Below are 15,907 nucleotides of genomic sequence, written 5' to 3'. Positions count from 1 at the left end.
CGGAGGCCGACTCGCGGTCCGGTGGTCGCGCTGCCGGCGGGGCTGTGCGCAGCGGGGGAGCAGGCACCCGAGGCGGTCATGTCCGCGGCGAGGCGGGGTTCGGGTCGGCCGGGGGTGGGGCTCGGCCGACCCGAGAACGCGCGGCGATCGGGATCCGGCCCGTGGCGCCGCCCTCACCACCCCACGAGCCCCCCACCGCCCGCCTCGTAGGCTGACCGGGTGGTCGCACCTGCCGTGGCGTCGGGTCCCGTCGCCGACACGCCCCCCGCCCGCCGTCGGTTCGTCAGCGGTCTGCTGCTGCGGGTGGTGCTCGCGGCGGCGGGCGGGGCGCTGGTCTACCTGAGCTTCCCGCCGCGCACCGCCTGGTGGCTCGCGCCGGTCGGGTTCGCGGTGCTGGGGGTGCTGCTGCACGGCCGCCGCCTGCGGGCGGGGTTCGGGTTGGGGCTGGTGTGGGGGCTGGGGTTCACCGTGCCGCTGCTGCGCTGGACCGGCGAGTTCGTGGGCCTGGTGGCGTGGCTGCCGCTGGCGCTGCTGGTCGCGGTGCTGATCGCGGTCGGCACGGCGGTGGTCGCGCTGGTGTCGCGGCTGCCCGGGGCGCCGCTGTGGATGGCGCTGGTGTGGGTGGCCGACGAGGCGCTGCGGTCGGTGTTCCCGTTCGGCGGGTTCCCGTGGGGTCGGATCGCGTTCGGGCAGCCGGAGGGCTGGTACCTGCCGCTGGCGTCGGTGGGCGGGGCGCCGCTGGTGGGGTTCGCGGTCGCGCTGACCGGGTTCGGGCTGGCGCACCTGGGCCGGTCGCGGCGGGTGGCGGTGCCCGCGGTGCTGGTGCCGGTGGTGGCCGGGTTGGCGGTGACGCCGCTGGTGGGCACCGCGCCGACCGCGGGCACGGTGGTGGTGGCCGCGGTGCAGGGCAACGTGCCGCGCGCGGGCCTGGACTTCAACGCCCAGCGCCGCGCGGTGCTCGACAACCACGTCGCGCGCACCCTCCAGCTGGCCGAGGACGTGCGCCAGGGGCGGGTGCCGCGACCGGACCTGGTGATCTGGCCGGAGAACGCCTCCGACATCGACCCCTTCCGCAACGCCGACGCCGCCGCGCAGATCCAGCGCGCGGTGGAGGCGGTCGACGCGCCCGTCGCGGTGGGCGCGGTGCTGGTCGACGAGGGCGACAACCTGCCGCGCAACAGCGTGGTGCTGTTCGAGCCCGGCGAGGGCGCCACCGACACCTACACCAAGCGGCAGCTGCAGCCCTTCGGCGAGACCATGCCCTACCGGTCGTTCTTCCGCCTGTTCAGCGAGGACGTGGAGCGGGCGGGCAACTTCCAGCCCGGCACCGACCCGGAGGGCTTCGCCATGTCGCGGGCGAAGGTGGCCATCGACACCTGCTACGAGGTGGCCTTCGACGGCGTGGTGCGCGACTCGGTGCGGGCGGGGTCGAACCTGATCGCCATCCCGACCAACAACGCCACCTTCGGCCGCACGGAGATGACCTACCAGCAGTTGGCGATGTCGCGGGTGCGGGCGGTGGAGCACGGCCGGGCGGTGGTGGTGTCGGCCACGAGCGGGGTGAGCGCGATCGTGCTGCCCGACGGGTCGGTGGCGCGGCGGACCGGCATGTTCACCGCCGACGCACTGGTGGCCGAGGTGCCGCTGCGCGGGGAGGCTACGCTGGCCACCCGGCTCGGCGCATGGCCCGAGTGGGTGATGACCGCTCTGGGCCTTTCGGCCGCGGCGTTCAGCTTGGCAGGAACACGACGACGATCGCGTCCGACCCCTGGTGCGGGGGTCGGCGAGGAGGAAACGGATGGCGGACCAGCAGGCGCAGCCTGACCACGAGCTCGGGCCGGTGCTGGTGGTGATCCCGACCTACAACGAGCGGGACAACATCGGGAAGATCGTGAAGCGGTTGCACGCGGCGCTGCCGCGGGTGCACGCGCTCGTGGTCGACGACGGCAGCCCGGACGGCACCGGCCAGCTGGCCGACGAGATGGCCGCCGCGGACGAGCGGGTCCACGTGCTGCACCGCACCGAGAAGGCGGGGCTGGGCGCGGCCTACGTGGCGGGTTTCCGGTGGGCGCTCGACCACGGGTACGCGGTGGTCGTGGAGATGGACGCCGACGGCTCGCACGCCCCGGAGGACCTGCCGCGGCTGCTGGACGCGCTGGAGCACGCCGACCTGGTGCTGGGCTCGCGGTACGTGCCCGGCGGCAGCACGGTGAACTGGTCGAAGGCGCGGGAGCTGATCTCGCGCACGGGCAACGTGTACTCGCGGCTGGCGCTGGGCGCGAAGGTCAAGGACATCACCGGCGGGTTCCGGGCGTTCCGGGCGACGGTGCTGGAGCGGCTGGCGCTGCACACGGTGGCCTCGCAGGGCTACTGCTTCCAGATCGACCTGGCGTGGCGGGCGATCGAGCTGGGGTACCGGGTGGTGGAGGTGCCGATCACGTTCACCGAGCGTGAGATCGGCGAGTCGAAGATGAGCGGCGACATCGTGCGCGAGGCGCTGTGGCGGGTCACCAAGTGGGGTGTGCGGCGGCGGGCCACGCAGCTGCGCGAGCTGTTCGCGCCGAAGGCCAAAGCCTCCAGCCGCTAGCCCCGGCCACGCGGCACCGTGGTGCCCGGGACCGTGGTGAGCGGGGCCGTGGTGAGCGGGGCCGCGAGGGCCCGGCTACGCGGGGGTCCCGGTACGCGAGGGGCCCGTCGGGAGATCTCCCCCGGCGGGCCCCGTTCGCGTCGTCGCGGCTCAGGCGGTGCGGCTGCGCCGACCCCTCAGCTCCTCCAGCCGCTCGTCCAGCAGCTCCTCCAGCTCGGGGATGCTGCGGCGTTCCAGCAGCATGTCCCAGTGGGTGCGCGGCGGCTTGACCTTCTTGGTCTCCGGCTCGGCGCCGTCGATGATCTTGGACTCCTGGCCGTGCAGGCGGCACTCCCAGGTGTGCGGGATCTCGGCGTCGTCGGAGAAGGGAACCTCGAAGTCGTGGCCCTTGGGGCAGGCGTACCGCACCGACCGGCGCGGGGCGAGGTCGTGATTGCGGTCGGTCTCGTAGCTGACAGCTCCGAGCCGGCTACCCCGTAGAACGCGGTCGGCCATGGCGGTGTCCTTTCGCTCGGCTCAGGGCGGTGCCCAGGCTTGTTGCTACCGAGTGCAACGATCGGACTGCTCCGTTCGTTCCCGGTTTTCCGGTCGTCGTCGCCCACAGTGACGTCTTTCACCCGTCAACGAAGGCTTCCTTCCAAGGGAGGCAATCGCGGGCGGATCGTGACGCGTTAGCCAGCTACCGGGCTGCTTCATCACACGGATGGAGCAACACTGGCAGAGGTCGTGCGGCTGCGACAGCTTAGACCGAACACGCAGGGCGACGTTACGGCGGGTTTAACCGACGAGTAGTGATGCCCGTCATGTTTGCGGTCACGCAACGTTAGTTCGGTAAGGCTTCGGCGTTGCCGTACCCCAGGGTGACTACTCGGAACCGGTGGGTGGTGGACACGAGCATGTATCACCCGTCCGGCCCGCACTCAAACGTTGCTCCGCGACCTTTTCGCCCACGATGACTTCAGTGTTGCCCGAACGCAACATCGGCTTCGAGTCGGTCCAGCAGCTCGGCCTGGGCCTTGACGATCTTGGTACGGGCCTCGACCAGGGGAAACCAGGCGACGCGGTCGAGCTCGGGGAAGCGCCGGTACCGCCCGGAGCCGCGGGGCCACTCGACGGTGTAGGTGCCGGGAACCACCTGATCGGGATCGAGGTCGCCGGCCAGGGCCCACGCCTGGACGAGCTTGCCGCCGGCCTGGCGGACCTCGCCCAGGGGGCGGGGTTCGCCGTCGGGGACGGGCAGGCCGAGTTCCTCGGTGAACTCGCGCCGCGCGGTGTCCAGGGGCTCCTCGCCGTCCTCGGGCATGCCCTTGGGGATGGACCAGGCGCCGGCGTCGCGTCCGGCCCAGTAGGGGCCGCCCATGTGGCCGAGCAGGACCTGGAGTTCGCCGTCGACCCGGCGGTGGAGCACGATGCCCGCGCTGCGCTTGCCCGTCATGGGCACAGTGTGGCGGTGCCCGCGGGTCAGGTCTTGCGGCGGGTGCGCATGTGGATCTTCTCGCCCTGCTTGCCGAACAGGCTGAGGATCTCGACGGGTTCGTCGTCGGCGGGGCCGAACCAGTGGGGCAGGCGGGTGTCGAACTCGGCGGCCTCGCCGGGGTTGAGGACGACGTCGTGGTCGGCCAGGACCAGGCGCAGGCGGCCGGACAGGACGTAGAGCCACTCGTAGCCGGTGTGGGTGCGGGGGTCGGGTTCGCCGCGGGGCGGGATGATCATCTTGTACGCCTGGAGGCCGCCGGGTTGCTGGGTGAGCGGCAGGATGGTCATGCCGTTGCGGCGGACGGGGACGGGGCGGATGCGGGGGTCGCCGACGGGTGGGGCGCCGACGAGTTCGTCGAGGGGGACGCGGTGGGCGCGGGCGATGGGCAGCAGTAGTTCGAGGGTGGGTTTGCGGTGGCCGGACTCCAGGCGGGAGAGGGTGGACTTGGAGATGCCGGTGGCGGCGGCGAGGTCGGCGAGGGTGGCGCCGCGGCTGGTGCGGATGTGGCGGAGTCGTTCGCCGACCTTGTCGAGCACGTCGTCCACGGTGGTGTCCGGTCTCCGGTGCGGGGTCAGGTGAGGCTGAGCTGGCGGCCGTCGACGGCGGTGGGGCCGAGGTCGCCGGTACGGTAGTGGGTGCGGCACAGGACCTGGTAGCGGACCTCGTCGGCGGCGATCGCGGTGTCGGCGACCAGGACGGTGTCGCCGGCGCGCAGGACGTCGCCGTCGTGGACGCGGGCGTTGAAGCGGCCGGGGCGGCCGCACCAGCACAGGACCTCGACCTGGATGGCGTTGAGCTCGTCGGCGAGTTCGAACAGGCGGCGGGAGCCGGGGAACAGGGTGCTGCGGAAGTCGGTGGCCAGGCCGAAGCAGTAGACGTCGAGGCGGGCGTCGTCGGCGAGTTCGGCGAGCTGGTCGACCTGGTCGGGGGAGAGGAACTGGGCCTCGTCGACGATGAGGTAGTCCACGCGGGTGCCGCGGGCCCAGTGGTCGCGCACGACGCGGCACAGGTCCATGTCCTCGTGGACCTCCAGGGCCTTGCGGGCCAGGCCCATGCGGCTGGAGATGGTGGGGGTGCCGGAGCGGTCGTGGCGGACCAGGAGCAGGCCGTTGCGGCCCTGGCGGGCCTGGTTGTGGTCGATCTGCAGGGCGAGGGTGGACTTGCCGCAGTCCATGGGGCCGAAGAAGAACCGCAGCCTGCCGGTGGGGGTGGGGGCGCGGCCGGTGCCCGTGGCGGGTACGGGGGACAGCGCGTCGGTGGGGTCCTGGGCAGGGTTGGTGGGTTCCACGGCGGGCCACCCTAGTGCGCCCGTTCGGGGGTGGTGGAGTGCGGGCGGTGGTGGTCGCGGTCGGTGGTGGCGGTCGTGTGTTCACTGTCGCTTCAGTGTTGCCCAAAGGCAACGCTTCGCGTGGGTCGCCCCGGACCGGACGAGGAAAGACGGGAACCCACCCGGATGCGCGGGGGCAACGCCGTACGTCCACCCTGGACGATATATACCGCGACGCGATATAACTGCGTTGTGAAGGGCATGTCTGAGCAGGCGTTCCTGGTGCTGACCGCGTTGGCGGAGCAGCCGCTGCACGGGTACGCGATCGTGCGGGCGGTGGAGGGGTTGTCGGAGGGCCGGGTGCGGCTGCGGGTGGGGACCCTGTACGGGGTGCTGGACCGGTTGGTGGCCGACGGGCTGGCCGAGCGGGAGCGGGAGGAGGTGCACCAGGGGCGGTTGCGCCGGTACTACCGGTTGACCGACGCCGGGGTGCGGGGGTTGTCGGCGGAGGTGGCGCGGCTGTCGGCGAACGTGCGGGCGGCCTCGGCGGTGCTGCGGGAGAGGGGTGCGCTGTGAGCGGGGACGACGCGGTGGCGGGCGACGCGGTGGCGGGCGGCGGGGGCGGGTCGCGGTTGGAGCGCCGGTACCGGGCGTTGCTGCGGGTGTTGTTGCCCGCCCGGTACCGGGCGGGGCGCGAGGAGGAGATGGTCGGGCTGTTCCTGGCCGACCGGGTGGACGGGCTGGACCTGGAGCACGGCTGGCCGGGGTGGGGCGAGGCGTGGGCCACGGCGGGACTGGCGGTGCGGGTGCGGCTGGGTGCGCGCACGCCCGCGGGGGAGTGGGTGCGGCTGGCGGGGTTGGCGGGGTTGTTGGCGCAGGTGGTGTTGGCGGCCCAGTCGTGGGTGACGGCGGCGTGGTGGGGGTGGCCGGCGCCGGCGTGGTGGGTGGACCCGCTGTGGGTGGCGGCGTTCGCGTGCGTGGTGGGCGGGCGTTTCGCGGTGGGCCGGGCGGTGGCGGTGGTGGCGGCCGCGGTGGTGTCGGTGCCGCTGCTGGCGGCGCTGTGGCGGGGTGAGCCGTGGGGGTGGCCGGCGGTGTTCGCGGTGCCGGTGTGGGTGTCGGCGGCCGCGGTGGCGGCGGGGTTCCACGGGGAGGCGCCGGTGCCGTCGCGGCGGTGGTGGGTGGCGGCGGCGGTGGGGGTGCCGGTGGCCGCGGCGTCGGCGGTGACGGGGCGGTTGTCGGCGGTGTCGGTGGCGTGGGCGTGGGTGGTGGTCGCGCTGCTGGTGGCGGTGGTGGTGCGGCCGTGGTCGGTCGCGCGGCGGGAGGTCCCGGCGCGCGACCGGTGACGGGGGTCAGACCTTGGCGGGGACGGGGTTGCCGGAGGCGGTGATGGCCTTGCGGACGGGCACGAAGATCAGCAGGACGAAGCCGATGGCGAAGAACGCGACCAGGCTGATGATGGCCAGCCGGAAGGAGCCGGTGGCCTGGCCGACGCCGGCGAAGACGAGGGGGCCCAGCCACGAGGTGGAGCGTTCGCCGACCTCGTAGAGGGAGAAGTACTGGGCTTCGCGGCCGGGCGGGATCATCTGGCTGAACAGGGAGCGGGACAGGGCGTTGGTGCCGCCGAGGACCAGGCCGATGCCGGCGGCCAGGGCGTAGAACTGGAACTGCCGGCCGGCCTCGACGAAGAACGCGGCGCCGACGACGACGATCCAGACGCACAGGCTGGCCATGATGGTGCGCTTGGCGCCCCAGGAGCGGGCGACGCGGCCGTGCAGCATGCCGCCGAGGAAGGCGACGAACTGGACGATGAGGATGGTGGTGATCAGCACCGTCTCGTCGAGGCGCAGCTCGTCGCGGCCGTACTGGGCGGAGACGTTGGCGACGGTGGCGATGCCGTCGGTGTAGACGAGGTAGGTGCCCAGGAAGGCCAGGGTGAGGGGGAACAGGCGGGCCTGGCGGGCGGTCTGGCGCAGTTCGGCGAACCCGGCGGTGATGACGGAGGCGCCGGTCTCGGTGCCGTGGGGGGCCTGGTGGCGCTTGAGGCGGGCCAGGGGGATGAGGGTGAACCCGGCCCACCACAGGCCGGACAGGACGAAGGCGATGCGCACGGCGGCGGACTCGGACAGGCCCAGGGCGTCGTGGCCGACGAACAGGGCGAGGTGGATGCCCAGGGCGAGGCCGCCGCCGAGGTAGCCGAAGGCCCAGCCGCGGGCGGAGACGGCGTCGCGCTCGTCGGGGTCGGCGATCTCGGGGAGGAAGGCGTAGTAGACCACGACGCTGGCGCCGTAGCAGATGTTGCCGAGGATGAACAGGGCGACGCCCAGGTGCCAGTCGTCGCCGGAGACCAGGGCCAGGGCGATCGTGGCCACGGAGCCGGAGAAGGCGAGCACGGCGAGCATGCGGCGCTTGTTCTGGGTGCGGTCGGCGATCGCGCCCATGACGGGCAGCACGACGACCTGCACGACGGTGGCCACCGACAGCAGGTAGCCCCACAGGGACCCGGCGGGGAAGTAGAGGCCGAACAGGCTGATGTCGCAGTCGCGCAGCGCCGACTCCGCGCAGGCGGCGGTGCCGTTGCGGGCGGTGTCGGCGATGGCGGCCTGCTTGGCCACGGCGGTGAGGTAGCCGGAGAGGAACACCAGGGCCACCGAGGTGGGGAACACCGAGTTCGCCCAGTCGTACCAGGTCCAGCCGCGTTGTTCGCGCTTGCGCTCGGCGGTGCGGGTGGTGCTGTCGGCCACGCTCATGGGGGCGGACTGTAGCCGGTGGTTCCCCCGTTGGTGGTGATCACCACCAACCTGTTGTGTTCCGTTCCCGCGGGCGTGGTCTTCGCCGGCGCCGGCGCCGGGGGGTCGGTGTCAGGTGGTCCAGGCGTCGCGGGCGGTGAGCACGTCGCGCAGCAGGTCGGGGCGGTCGGTGACCAGCCCGTCCACACCGAGGTCGAGCAGGGCGCGCATGGCGGCCGGGTCGTCGACGGTCCACACGTGGACCTCCAGGCCGCGCCGGTGGGCGGCCCGCACGAACCGCCCGTCGACCACCCGCAGCCGCCCCTGGGTCACCGGGACCTGGGCGACGGCGCCGCGCACCGGCAGGCGCGCGACGGGCACGCGCCCGGCCGCCCACAGCGCCGCGGCGTTGCGCGGGCCCATGGAGGTGAGCAGGCCCGGCCCGCCCAGGCGGCGCAGGCGGGCCAGGCGCCGGTCGGAGAACGACGCCAGGCACACCCGGTGCAGGGCGCCGGCGCGGCGCAGCACCCCCAGCACCGGCTCCACCGCGGCGTCGGCCTTGACGTCGACGTTGAGCAGCGCGTCGGGCAGCTCCTCGAGCAGGTCCTCCAGGCGGGCGACGGGCTCGCGGCCGCCGACGCGGGCGCGGCGCACCGCCGACCAGGGCTGGGCGGCGACCGGGCCGGTGCCGTCGGTGGTGCGGTCGAGCACCGCGTCGTGGTGGACCACCACGACGCCGTCGGCGGTGGCGTGGACGTCGGTCTCCAGGTAGCGGTAGCCCTCCCGGGCGGCCCTGGCGAACGCGGACAGCGAGTTCTCCATGCCGGCCAGCTCGTCGAGGTGCCAGCCGCGGTGGGCGTAGGCACGGGGACGCGGTCCGGTCAGGTAGGGGTGGGTCGACGTCACAGCGGCAGAGTCTGCCCTGGCGGCGTGGCGTTGCGGTGACCGGCGGGTAGCGGGATACCGTCGCGCGCCATGGAGCTGGTGACCGAGGCCGTCGCGGGCCGCCGGGACGAGGCCAGGCACTGCGCCTGGTGCGGACGGCGGCTGCCCGACGGCGGCCGGATCGGCCGGCCGCGCCGCTACTGCGCCCAACCCTGCCGGCAGCGCGCCTACGAGCGGCGGGCGGCGGTGCAGCGCGGGGGACTGCCCGAGGACGCGGTGGTGCTGTCGGCGGGGGAGCTGGCCGACCTGCAGGACCGGCTGTTCCAACTGCGCTGCGCCGCCGAGGACGTGGCCACCGCCGCGGCCGACGGCGCGGCCCGGGCGGAGCTGCGACGGCTGGCCGACGAACTGGTCGACACCGCGCGCGGGCTGGAGCGGCTGCGCTGAACCGCCGGCCGCACCGCGCGCACACCCCCGCCGGGCCCCCGGCGGGGAGGTACCACCGGGACGGCGGGGGTGGCGCCGGGACCGCCCGGGAAGTTGTCCGGACCACGCGGTCACGACCCGCCGGCGCCCACCGGCTTGCCCGCGCCGCGTGATCTCCACCATCATGGCGCCCGGGGCGGCGAGGAGGAGCACGTGAACGGCGACGGGACGCTGCACCGCGAGGTGCTCGACCGGGCCGACGTGGGGTTCGGCGTGACCGGGCCCGGCGGGGTGCTGGCCTGGGTCAACCCCGCGCTGGCCGAAGTGCTGGGCGTACCCGCGGAACAGGCGGTCGGCCGGTCGCTGCCCGCACTGCTGCCCGGCGCCCCCGAGAGCCCCCGCTCCGGGCTGGCGCTGCTCACCGCGGGCGCGTCCCGACGCGGACACCGCTGGCTGGAGGTCACCTGCCGGCCCCTCGACGACGGACGCCTGCTCTACCGCGTGGTCGACGTCACCGCCTGGCGCGACCGCGAGATGGAGGCCACCCACGAGGCCGACGCGCTGCGCCGCGCCCAGGTCCTGGGCCGCATGGGCACCTGGGAATGGCTGGTCGCCGAGGACCGCGTGGTGTGGTCGGACACCCTGCTGGGCCTGTTCGGGTTCCCACCCGGCACCGAACTGGACTTCGACACCTACGCCGAACTGGTCCACCCCCAGGACCTGCCGATGATCCAGGCCACCCTCCAGGAGGCGATGCGCTCCGGCGCCGGGTTCACCTACACCCACCGCATGGTGCTCGCCGACCGCAGCACCGAACGCTGGTTCGAGTGCTTCGGCGAGGTCGAGTTCGACGCCGACGGATCCCCCCTGCGCGTCCTCGGCACCGCCCACGACATCACCAAGGCCCGCCGCGTCCACGACGAACTGCTCGCCCTGGCCGAACAGGACCCCCTCACCGGCCTGGCCAACCGACGCGCCGTCACCCGCGAACTCGAACGCCAACTGGCCACCGGCGGCTCCGGCGCGATGCTGCTGCTCGACCTGGACAACTTCAAGGACGTCAACGACCTGCGCGGCCACGCCGTCGGCGACCGGCTCATGCGGGCCCTGGCCTCCGCGCTGCGCTCCCGCCTGCAACCCGGCCAGCTCATCGGCCGCCTCGGCGGCGACGAGTTCGCCGTCGTCCTGCCCGACTGCGACCGCACCACCGCCGCCCGCGTCGCCGACGAACTCCGCGAAGCCGTCGCCTCCCTGCCCCTGGTCGGTGCGGCTTCCCGCATCACCGTGTCCACCGGCGTCGCCGAGTACAGCGCCGGCGACAGCTGGGAACTCGTGCTCGCCAACGCCGACCTCGCCCTCTACGCCTCCAAGGCCGCCGGCCGCAACCGCGTCACCGTCTACGAACTCGGCCACTACGCCGACACCGCCAAACGCGTCTCCGTGATGGACCGGCTGCGCAGCGCCCTCGACCGCGCCTCCTCCGGCCGCGGCGGCCTCGAACTGCACGCCATGCCCATGGTGCAACTGGCCACCGGCCGCACCCTCGGCCACGAACTGCTCCTGCGCCTCGACGACGGCCGCGAACCCCCGCTCGGCCCCGCCGAGTTCCTGCCCGAGGCCGAGCGCTCCGGCCTCATCCTCGACATCGACCGCTGGGTCATGGCCACCGCCATCGACGCCCTGATCGCCCACCCCGACCCCGAACTGAGGTTCAACGTCAACGTCTCCGGCCGCACCCTGGAAGACGAGGACTTCGCCGGATTCGTCCTCGACCGCCTCGCCGGCGCCGGCGTCGCCCCCGGCAGACTCGGCCTGGAGATCACCGAAACCGCCGCCGTGACCAACCTCGACGCCGCCCGCGCCCTCTCCGTGCAACTGCGCGCCTTCGGCTGCCGCATCACCCTCGACGACTTCGGCTCCGGCTTCGGCTCGTTCGTCCACCTCAAACACCTGCCCATCACCGGCATCAAGATCGACGGCGAGTTCGTGCGCGGCATCGACGAACGCTCCGTCGACGCCGTCCTCGTCTCCGGCATCATCGAAATCGCCCGCGGCCTCAACCTCTCCGCCGTCGCCGAATGGGTCGAACGCCCCGCCCAGGTCGACGTCCTCACCCGACTCGGCGTCCGCGTCGGCCAGGGATTCCACCTCGGCCGCCCCGTCCCCCTCACCCGCGTCCTCTCGGAGCAACCGAAGACCCCGGACGGAGCATTGTCGTCCCACCTCGCCGGTGCGGAGGATGGGGCCCGATCCTGATCACCCGATCAGGCCCCACCACCACGCCGCCGCCCGAGGGGACACCCGCCGTGCCCGGAACCCACACCCCCGCGCGCGGCCTGCGCCGCGCCGAACTCGCCACCCCCACCCCCGAACCCGTCGCCGAGTTCTACGCCACCCTCCTCGGCTGGGTCCTCATCCCCGAACCCGACGGCGCCTTCACCGGCTGGGTCGGCGACCGCCTCGCCCTGCGCGTCCACCCCGGCGACACCGGCCCCCGCCTCGTCTTCGCCGGCACCCACCCCCGCGACCTCGACCCCCGCGCCGCCGTCGACACCGGCCGCGTCCTGCACGGCCCCTGGGCACCCACACCCCGCCCCGGCGAACCCTGCTGGGTCGAACACCTCGGCACCACCACCGACGACTACTGGGCCGACCAACTCGGCTGGCGCGTCCGCGACCCCCACGCCGACTTCACCCTCTACGACACCGACGACCACGACCCCCGCCCCGTGGCCGGCCGCCTGACCACCGCCCAAGGCGGCTGGACCTGCTACTACGCCGTCCCCGACACCACCCGCGCCACCCACGACGCCGAACAACTCGGCGGCACCATCCTCGCCGGCCCCCTCCAAGTCCCCACCGGCACCGTCGCCGCCCTCGCCGACCCCGCCGGGAACACCTTCGCCGTCCTGGAGAACCCCCCGGGCTGGGGCGGCACCTGGGCCGAAGACCACTGAAAGTCACCGGGACAGGCCCCGCGGGCGAAGACACGGGCACGGCCCGGGGGAGTGGCGGCGTCCACCGAACCCGCCCGAAGGCGCCGCGGACACCGCAGACCCGTCACACGGCACCAAGCCGAAAGAGGCCACCCACACCAACGCCCCGGGCAGTCCACCCGGGGCGCGGGAACAACAGGGGAGCGGATCAGACCACACCCGGCGGGAAACCACCCGTCGCCACCGGACCCCACCGCTCCACCGTCACCCGGATCAACGCCTTCCCCTGCCGCTGCATCGCCCGCCGGTAATCGTCCCAATCCGGGTGCTCACCCGCGATGCACCGGAAGTACTCCACCAACGGCTCCAACGCCTCCGGCAGCTCCAACACCTCCGCCCGACCGTCCACCTGCACCCACGGCCCATCCCACTCGTCGGACAACACGCACAACGACACCCGCCCGTCCCGACGCGCGTTACGCGACTTCGCCCGCTGCGGATAGGTCGACACCACCACCCGACCCTCCCCGTCCACCCCGCACGTCACCGGGGACACCTGCACCCCGCCATCACCCCGACGAGTGATCAACAACGCCCGGTGACGAGGCCGCACGAACTCCAGCAGCTGCTCACGGGACACGCTCTCCGCAGTCGCGATCTTCGGCATGCCCCAACCCTAGCCACCGAGCGAGGACAACCAGGGGAGAGGCGGCCAAGGGGAAGAACCACCCGGGGGGAGAACCACCTACACCGGCCGAGCCCGGGACAGGATGTCCGCCACCACCCCCGCCTTAGCCTCCGCATACCCCTCCAACACCTCCCACTCCCGCCCCGCCAACTCCCGCTTCACCCCCTCGTACAACACCCGATCCTCAACACTGACCCGCAACCGATCACGAAACGCCACCATCCGCGCCACCTCCACGTCACCCACCGTGAACACGTGCAGGTTCACCTCGGCACCCGGACCCCTGAACATCCGGTGCTCACGCCACCCCGGCTCCCGAAGCCGCAACACGTACCCAGCCCCCTCCAACGCAGGCACGTACGACGCCTCATCAGCCGAATCCGCCACCACCAACACCACATCCACCACCGGCTTCGCCGCCAACCCCGGCACCGCCGTCGACCCCACGTGCCACAACCCCAGCACCGCCGACCCCAACACCCCCCGAACCCGCACCGCCTCCCGCTCGAACACCCCCGGCCACCCCGGGTCGTACTCCACCAACCGCACCCGACCACCCACCACAACCACCCCTGACGACCTACTCCACCCCACGCCCCGGCAACCGCCCCAACGACACGTACGTCCGATTCCCCGCCACCGCGGCCCGCCGCTCACGCGCCGTCGCCTCGATGTAGTTCTGCGACGTCGCCAACGACGCATGCCCCAACAACGCCATGATCTCCGACGCCGACGCCCCGTCCTCCGCCAACCGCGTCGCGAACGTGTGCCGCAACGCGTGCAAACTCGCCCCCGACGGCACCCGGTCGTGCAACCCCGCCCACCGGAAGCACGACCGCACCAAATACTCCAACCCACCCCGCCCGATCGGCTCCCCGTGCCGATCCCGCAACAACGCCGACCCCCGATCGAACCGCGCCCGCGGAAAACGCCCCCGACACGACACCAGGTACTCCTCGATCACCCGATCCATCGCCGGCTCGATCGGCACCGAACGATCCCGACCCCCCTTACCCGCCACGTGCAACCGACGCTCACCAGGCCGTCCCACCACCGACCCCAACGTCAACATCCGCATCTCCGCCGACCGCAACCCCGCCACCAACCCCAACGCCAACACCAGCACATCCCGCTCCGGCCACGGATCACGCGCCTTCCGCACCCCCTCCGCCGCCGCCGCCAACAACCGCTCCGGCGTGTCCTCACCCCGCAACGGCTTCGGCACCAACGGCGGCGTCTTCGGCCGCGCCACCGCACCCATCGGATTCCCCGCCACCAACTCCTCCGCCACGCAGAACGTCAAGAACTGGTTCCACGTAGACCACGCCCGCAACACCGACGACTTCGCATGCGAATCCGCGAACACCCCGAACGCCGCCCGCAGGTTCCCCGCCGTCAGGTCCTCCACCACCAACCCCTCCACCGACGTCGACACCGCCTCCGCCAACAACACCGTGATCCCCGCCAGATCACGCCGATACGCGGCAGTCGTGTGAGGGGAGTCCTTGCGCGGACGACGAGCAAGGAAGAACGCCTCCTGAGCGGCAACAACTCGCATAACGATCTTCCTACCGCACCCCACCGACAAACCCGCGACCCACGGCAGCCCGGCAGGGGAGCGGGACACGACCAGGGGACAGGGCAGGAGCCGATCACGGCGCACCCCACCGACACACCGAGAGCGCCACCGAACACCACCGGCACCGAACCAACACAGCGCCCGGACACCCCGAGGACGGCCACACCGAACCGCACGGCCGTCACGAACCGTCGTGCGACCCGCGCGGATCCCCCATAACCATGATCAACTCATGGATAATGCCGATTATCCATCAAATAACGGTCCGAGAGGGGGTGGGGCCCCGACCGGGGGATGCCACTCCCGGACGCCCTCGATCGACCGGAACCCGGCTCCCGCGGTGCGCTGTTCCGACGTGTGCGCGTTGTCGTGCGCTCGCCGTCACGCCGGTTCGTCCGTCGGGTCCAGAGGTCGGGGCGTGGCCCGGGAAGGGCCCGAGGTACTTGATCATCGCTTCGGTGGCGTCGCGTGTGACCGTCGGACGTCTCCTCACACCACCGGTGATCCGTCACTGTGACGTTTTGCGGTGGTGTGACCGGATGGTCCCGCTCCGGGGACTCGCGGCCCTCCACGGCTCTTCGTCCCGCCCGGCGGCGTGGCGCCCGCCCGCCCGTCGTCCCGGCGGACGGGCGCTGGCGGAACCCGTGCGACTCGACGAGCGGACGGGCGTGCGCGGTGTTCGTGCGGTCGTGACGCGTGTGGTGTGCGTTCGGGCCTGTGTGGACGGTCCTCGCCTCGTATGGCCTGGTGGGCGGCCTGTGCCATAAAGCCGATAATCTACATTATGTTAAGTAAGAGATTCGGGGTCCTCCCCGACCTCCTCCTCGGCCGCCGCGCGTTGCCCGGTCCGCAGGTGTTCGCGGATGCGGTCGCGCATGGGTTTCTCGGTCAGTGCGCGCAGTGCGGCGTCGACGGCGTCGGACAGGGAGTGCGGGAGTTCGGCGTCGAACCGGAGGGCGGCGGCGTTGGTGGCGTGCCACTCGGCGTCGAGGGTGGGTTTGAGGGCGCGGGCGTGGTCGGTGAGGTGGACGAGGCGTTGGCGGGCGTCCTCCCCCGGCACGAGGTCGACGAGGCCGTCGCGGCGCATCTGGTTGACGGTTTGGCTGACGGCGGAGTGGGTGATGCCGATGGTGTCGGCCAGTTGGCGGATGGACTGGGGTCCGTGGGTGTGGACGAGTTGGATGATCGGGGTGTAGCGGGGGCGGAAGTCCGGTAGGCCGAGGTCGGTGTAGACGTGGGCGATGCCGGTGTCGAGTTGGTCGAGCAGGTGGCGCAGGCGGGTGCCGAGGAAAAATCGGTGGTCCACTCCCCTAATGTAACAGTGCTGTTGTTTCGG

General features: G+C 72.7%; 17 protein-coding genes. 7 read left to right on the top strand and 10 right to left on the bottom strand.

Annotated elements, in window-relative coordinates:
- The first annotated feature begins 219 nt into the window (after nt 1–219).
- Together lnt and EKG83_RS24050 are read left to right on the top strand one after the other, a co-directional pair.
- Nucleotides 220–1,824: an apolipoprotein N-acyltransferase gene (gene lnt / locus EKG83_RS24055; RefSeq protein ID WP_084716395.1), complete on the top strand. Its 1,605-nt coding sequence runs from the start codon at nt 220–222 to the stop codon at nt 1,822–1,824.
- Nucleotides 1,799–2,587, top strand: a complete 789-nt coding sequence (locus EKG83_RS24050; RefSeq protein ID WP_033431158.1) for a polyprenol monophosphomannose synthase — start codon at nt 1,799–1,801, stop codon at nt 2,585–2,587. The genes lnt and EKG83_RS24050 overlap by 26 nt, the downstream gene beginning before the upstream one ends.
- Before the next feature lie 150 nt (nt 2,588–2,737).
- On the opposite strand, the gene EKG83_RS24045 is transcribed toward EKG83_RS24050, so the two are convergent.
- The 4 genes from EKG83_RS24045 to EKG83_RS24030 form a co-directional block, all read right to left on the bottom strand.
- Nucleotides 2,738–3,082, bottom strand: a complete 345-nt coding sequence (locus EKG83_RS24045; RefSeq protein WP_033431157.1) for an RNA polymerase-binding protein RbpA — start codon at nt 3,080–3,082, stop codon at nt 2,738–2,740.
- 463 nt (nt 3,083–3,545) lie between these two features.
- Nucleotides 3,546–4,022, bottom strand: coding sequence for an NUDIX domain-containing protein (locus EKG83_RS24040; protein ID WP_033431156.1), 477 nt, complete (start codon nt 4,020–4,022; stop codon nt 3,546–3,548).
- A gap of 26 nt (nt 4,023–4,048) precedes the next feature.
- Nucleotides 4,049–4,609, bottom strand: a complete 561-nt coding sequence (locus EKG83_RS24035) for a helix-turn-helix domain-containing protein (protein ID WP_194282929.1) — start codon at nt 4,607–4,609, stop codon at nt 4,049–4,051.
- Between the two features lie 26 nt (nt 4,610–4,635).
- Complete coding sequence (locus tag EKG83_RS24030) at nt 4,636–5,352, bottom strand: thymidine kinase (protein ID WP_033431155.1); 717 nt, start codon at nt 5,350–5,352, stop codon at nt 4,636–4,638.
- Between the two features lie 240 nt (nt 5,353–5,592).
- On the opposite strand from EKG83_RS24030, the gene EKG83_RS24025 reads away from it, so the two are divergent.
- Nucleotides 5,593–5,907, top strand: a complete 315-nt coding sequence (locus EKG83_RS24025) for a PadR family transcriptional regulator (protein ID WP_033431202.1) — start codon at nt 5,593–5,595, stop codon at nt 5,905–5,907.
- Nucleotides 5,904–6,674, top strand: a complete 771-nt coding sequence (locus EKG83_RS24020) for a hypothetical protein (RefSeq protein WP_033431154.1) — start codon at nt 5,904–5,906, stop codon at nt 6,672–6,674. The genes EKG83_RS24025 and EKG83_RS24020 overlap by 4 nt, the downstream gene beginning before the upstream one ends.
- A gap of 6 nt (nt 6,675–6,680) precedes the next feature.
- On the opposite strand, the gene EKG83_RS24015 is transcribed toward EKG83_RS24020, so the two are convergent.
- Both EKG83_RS24015 and EKG83_RS24010 read right to left on the bottom strand, forming a co-directional pair.
- A complete protein-coding gene (locus tag EKG83_RS24015) occupies nt 6,681–8,078 on the bottom strand; it encodes an MFS transporter (protein ID WP_033431153.1) in 1,398 nt (465 codons plus the stop codon).
- A 111-nt stretch (nt 8,079–8,189) separates the two neighbouring features.
- Entirely contained in the window at nt 8,190–8,963 is a 774-nt protein-coding gene (locus EKG83_RS24010) for a glycerophosphodiester phosphodiesterase (RefSeq protein ID WP_033431152.1), read from the bottom strand.
- A gap of 69 nt (nt 8,964–9,032) precedes the next feature.
- On the opposite strand from EKG83_RS24010, the gene EKG83_RS24005 reads away from it, so the two are divergent.
- From EKG83_RS24005 to EKG83_RS23995, 3 genes are all read left to right on the top strand, one after another.
- On the top strand, nt 9,033–9,389 hold the full coding sequence (locus EKG83_RS24005; RefSeq protein WP_033431151.1) for a hypothetical protein: 357 nt from the start codon (nt 9,033–9,035) through the stop codon (nt 9,387–9,389).
- Nucleotides 9,390–9,581: 192 nt separating this feature from the next.
- A complete protein-coding gene (locus tag EKG83_RS24000; RefSeq protein ID WP_228122178.1) occupies nt 9,582–11,624 on the top strand; it encodes a putative bifunctional diguanylate cyclase/phosphodiesterase in 2,043 nt (680 codons plus the stop codon).
- A gap of 50 nt (nt 11,625–11,674) precedes the next feature.
- Entirely contained in the window at nt 11,675–12,325 is a 651-nt protein-coding gene (locus EKG83_RS23995) for a VOC family protein (protein ID WP_051765786.1), read from the top strand.
- 187 nt (nt 12,326–12,512) lie between these two features.
- Here the strand turns inward: EKG83_RS23995 and EKG83_RS23990 are convergent, their stop codons facing one another.
- The 4 genes from EKG83_RS23990 to EKG83_RS23975 all read right to left on the bottom strand — a co-directional run bounded on the left by EKG83_RS23990 (nt 12,513) and on the right by EKG83_RS23975 (nt 15,877).
- Entirely contained in the window at nt 12,513–12,971 is a 459-nt protein-coding gene (locus EKG83_RS23990) for a PPOX class F420-dependent oxidoreductase (protein ID WP_033431150.1), read from the bottom strand.
- A 78-nt stretch (nt 12,972–13,049) separates the two neighbouring features.
- Nucleotides 13,050–13,532, bottom strand: coding sequence for a GrpB family protein (locus EKG83_RS23985; RefSeq protein ID WP_170191834.1), 483 nt, complete (start codon nt 13,530–13,532; stop codon nt 13,050–13,052).
- 40 nt (nt 13,533–13,572) lie between these two features.
- On the bottom strand, nt 13,573–14,550 hold the full coding sequence (locus EKG83_RS23980; protein ID WP_033431148.1) for a tyrosine-type recombinase/integrase: 978 nt from the start codon (nt 14,548–14,550) through the stop codon (nt 13,573–13,575).
- A gap of 808 nt (nt 14,551–15,358) precedes the next feature.
- A complete protein-coding gene (locus EKG83_RS23975; RefSeq protein WP_084716394.1) occupies nt 15,359–15,877 on the bottom strand; it encodes a MarR family winged helix-turn-helix transcriptional regulator in 519 nt (172 codons plus the stop codon).
- Nucleotides 15,878–15,907 lie beyond the last annotated feature (30 nt).

The sequence above is a fragment of the Saccharothrix syringae genome (assembly GCF_009498035.1).
Taxonomy (GTDB): Bacteria; Actinomycetota; Actinomycetes; order Mycobacteriales; family Pseudonocardiaceae; genus Actinosynnema; species Actinosynnema syringae.
Note: the sequence above shows the minus strand (reverse complement) of the source record. Positions and strands in the feature narration are given on the sequence as shown.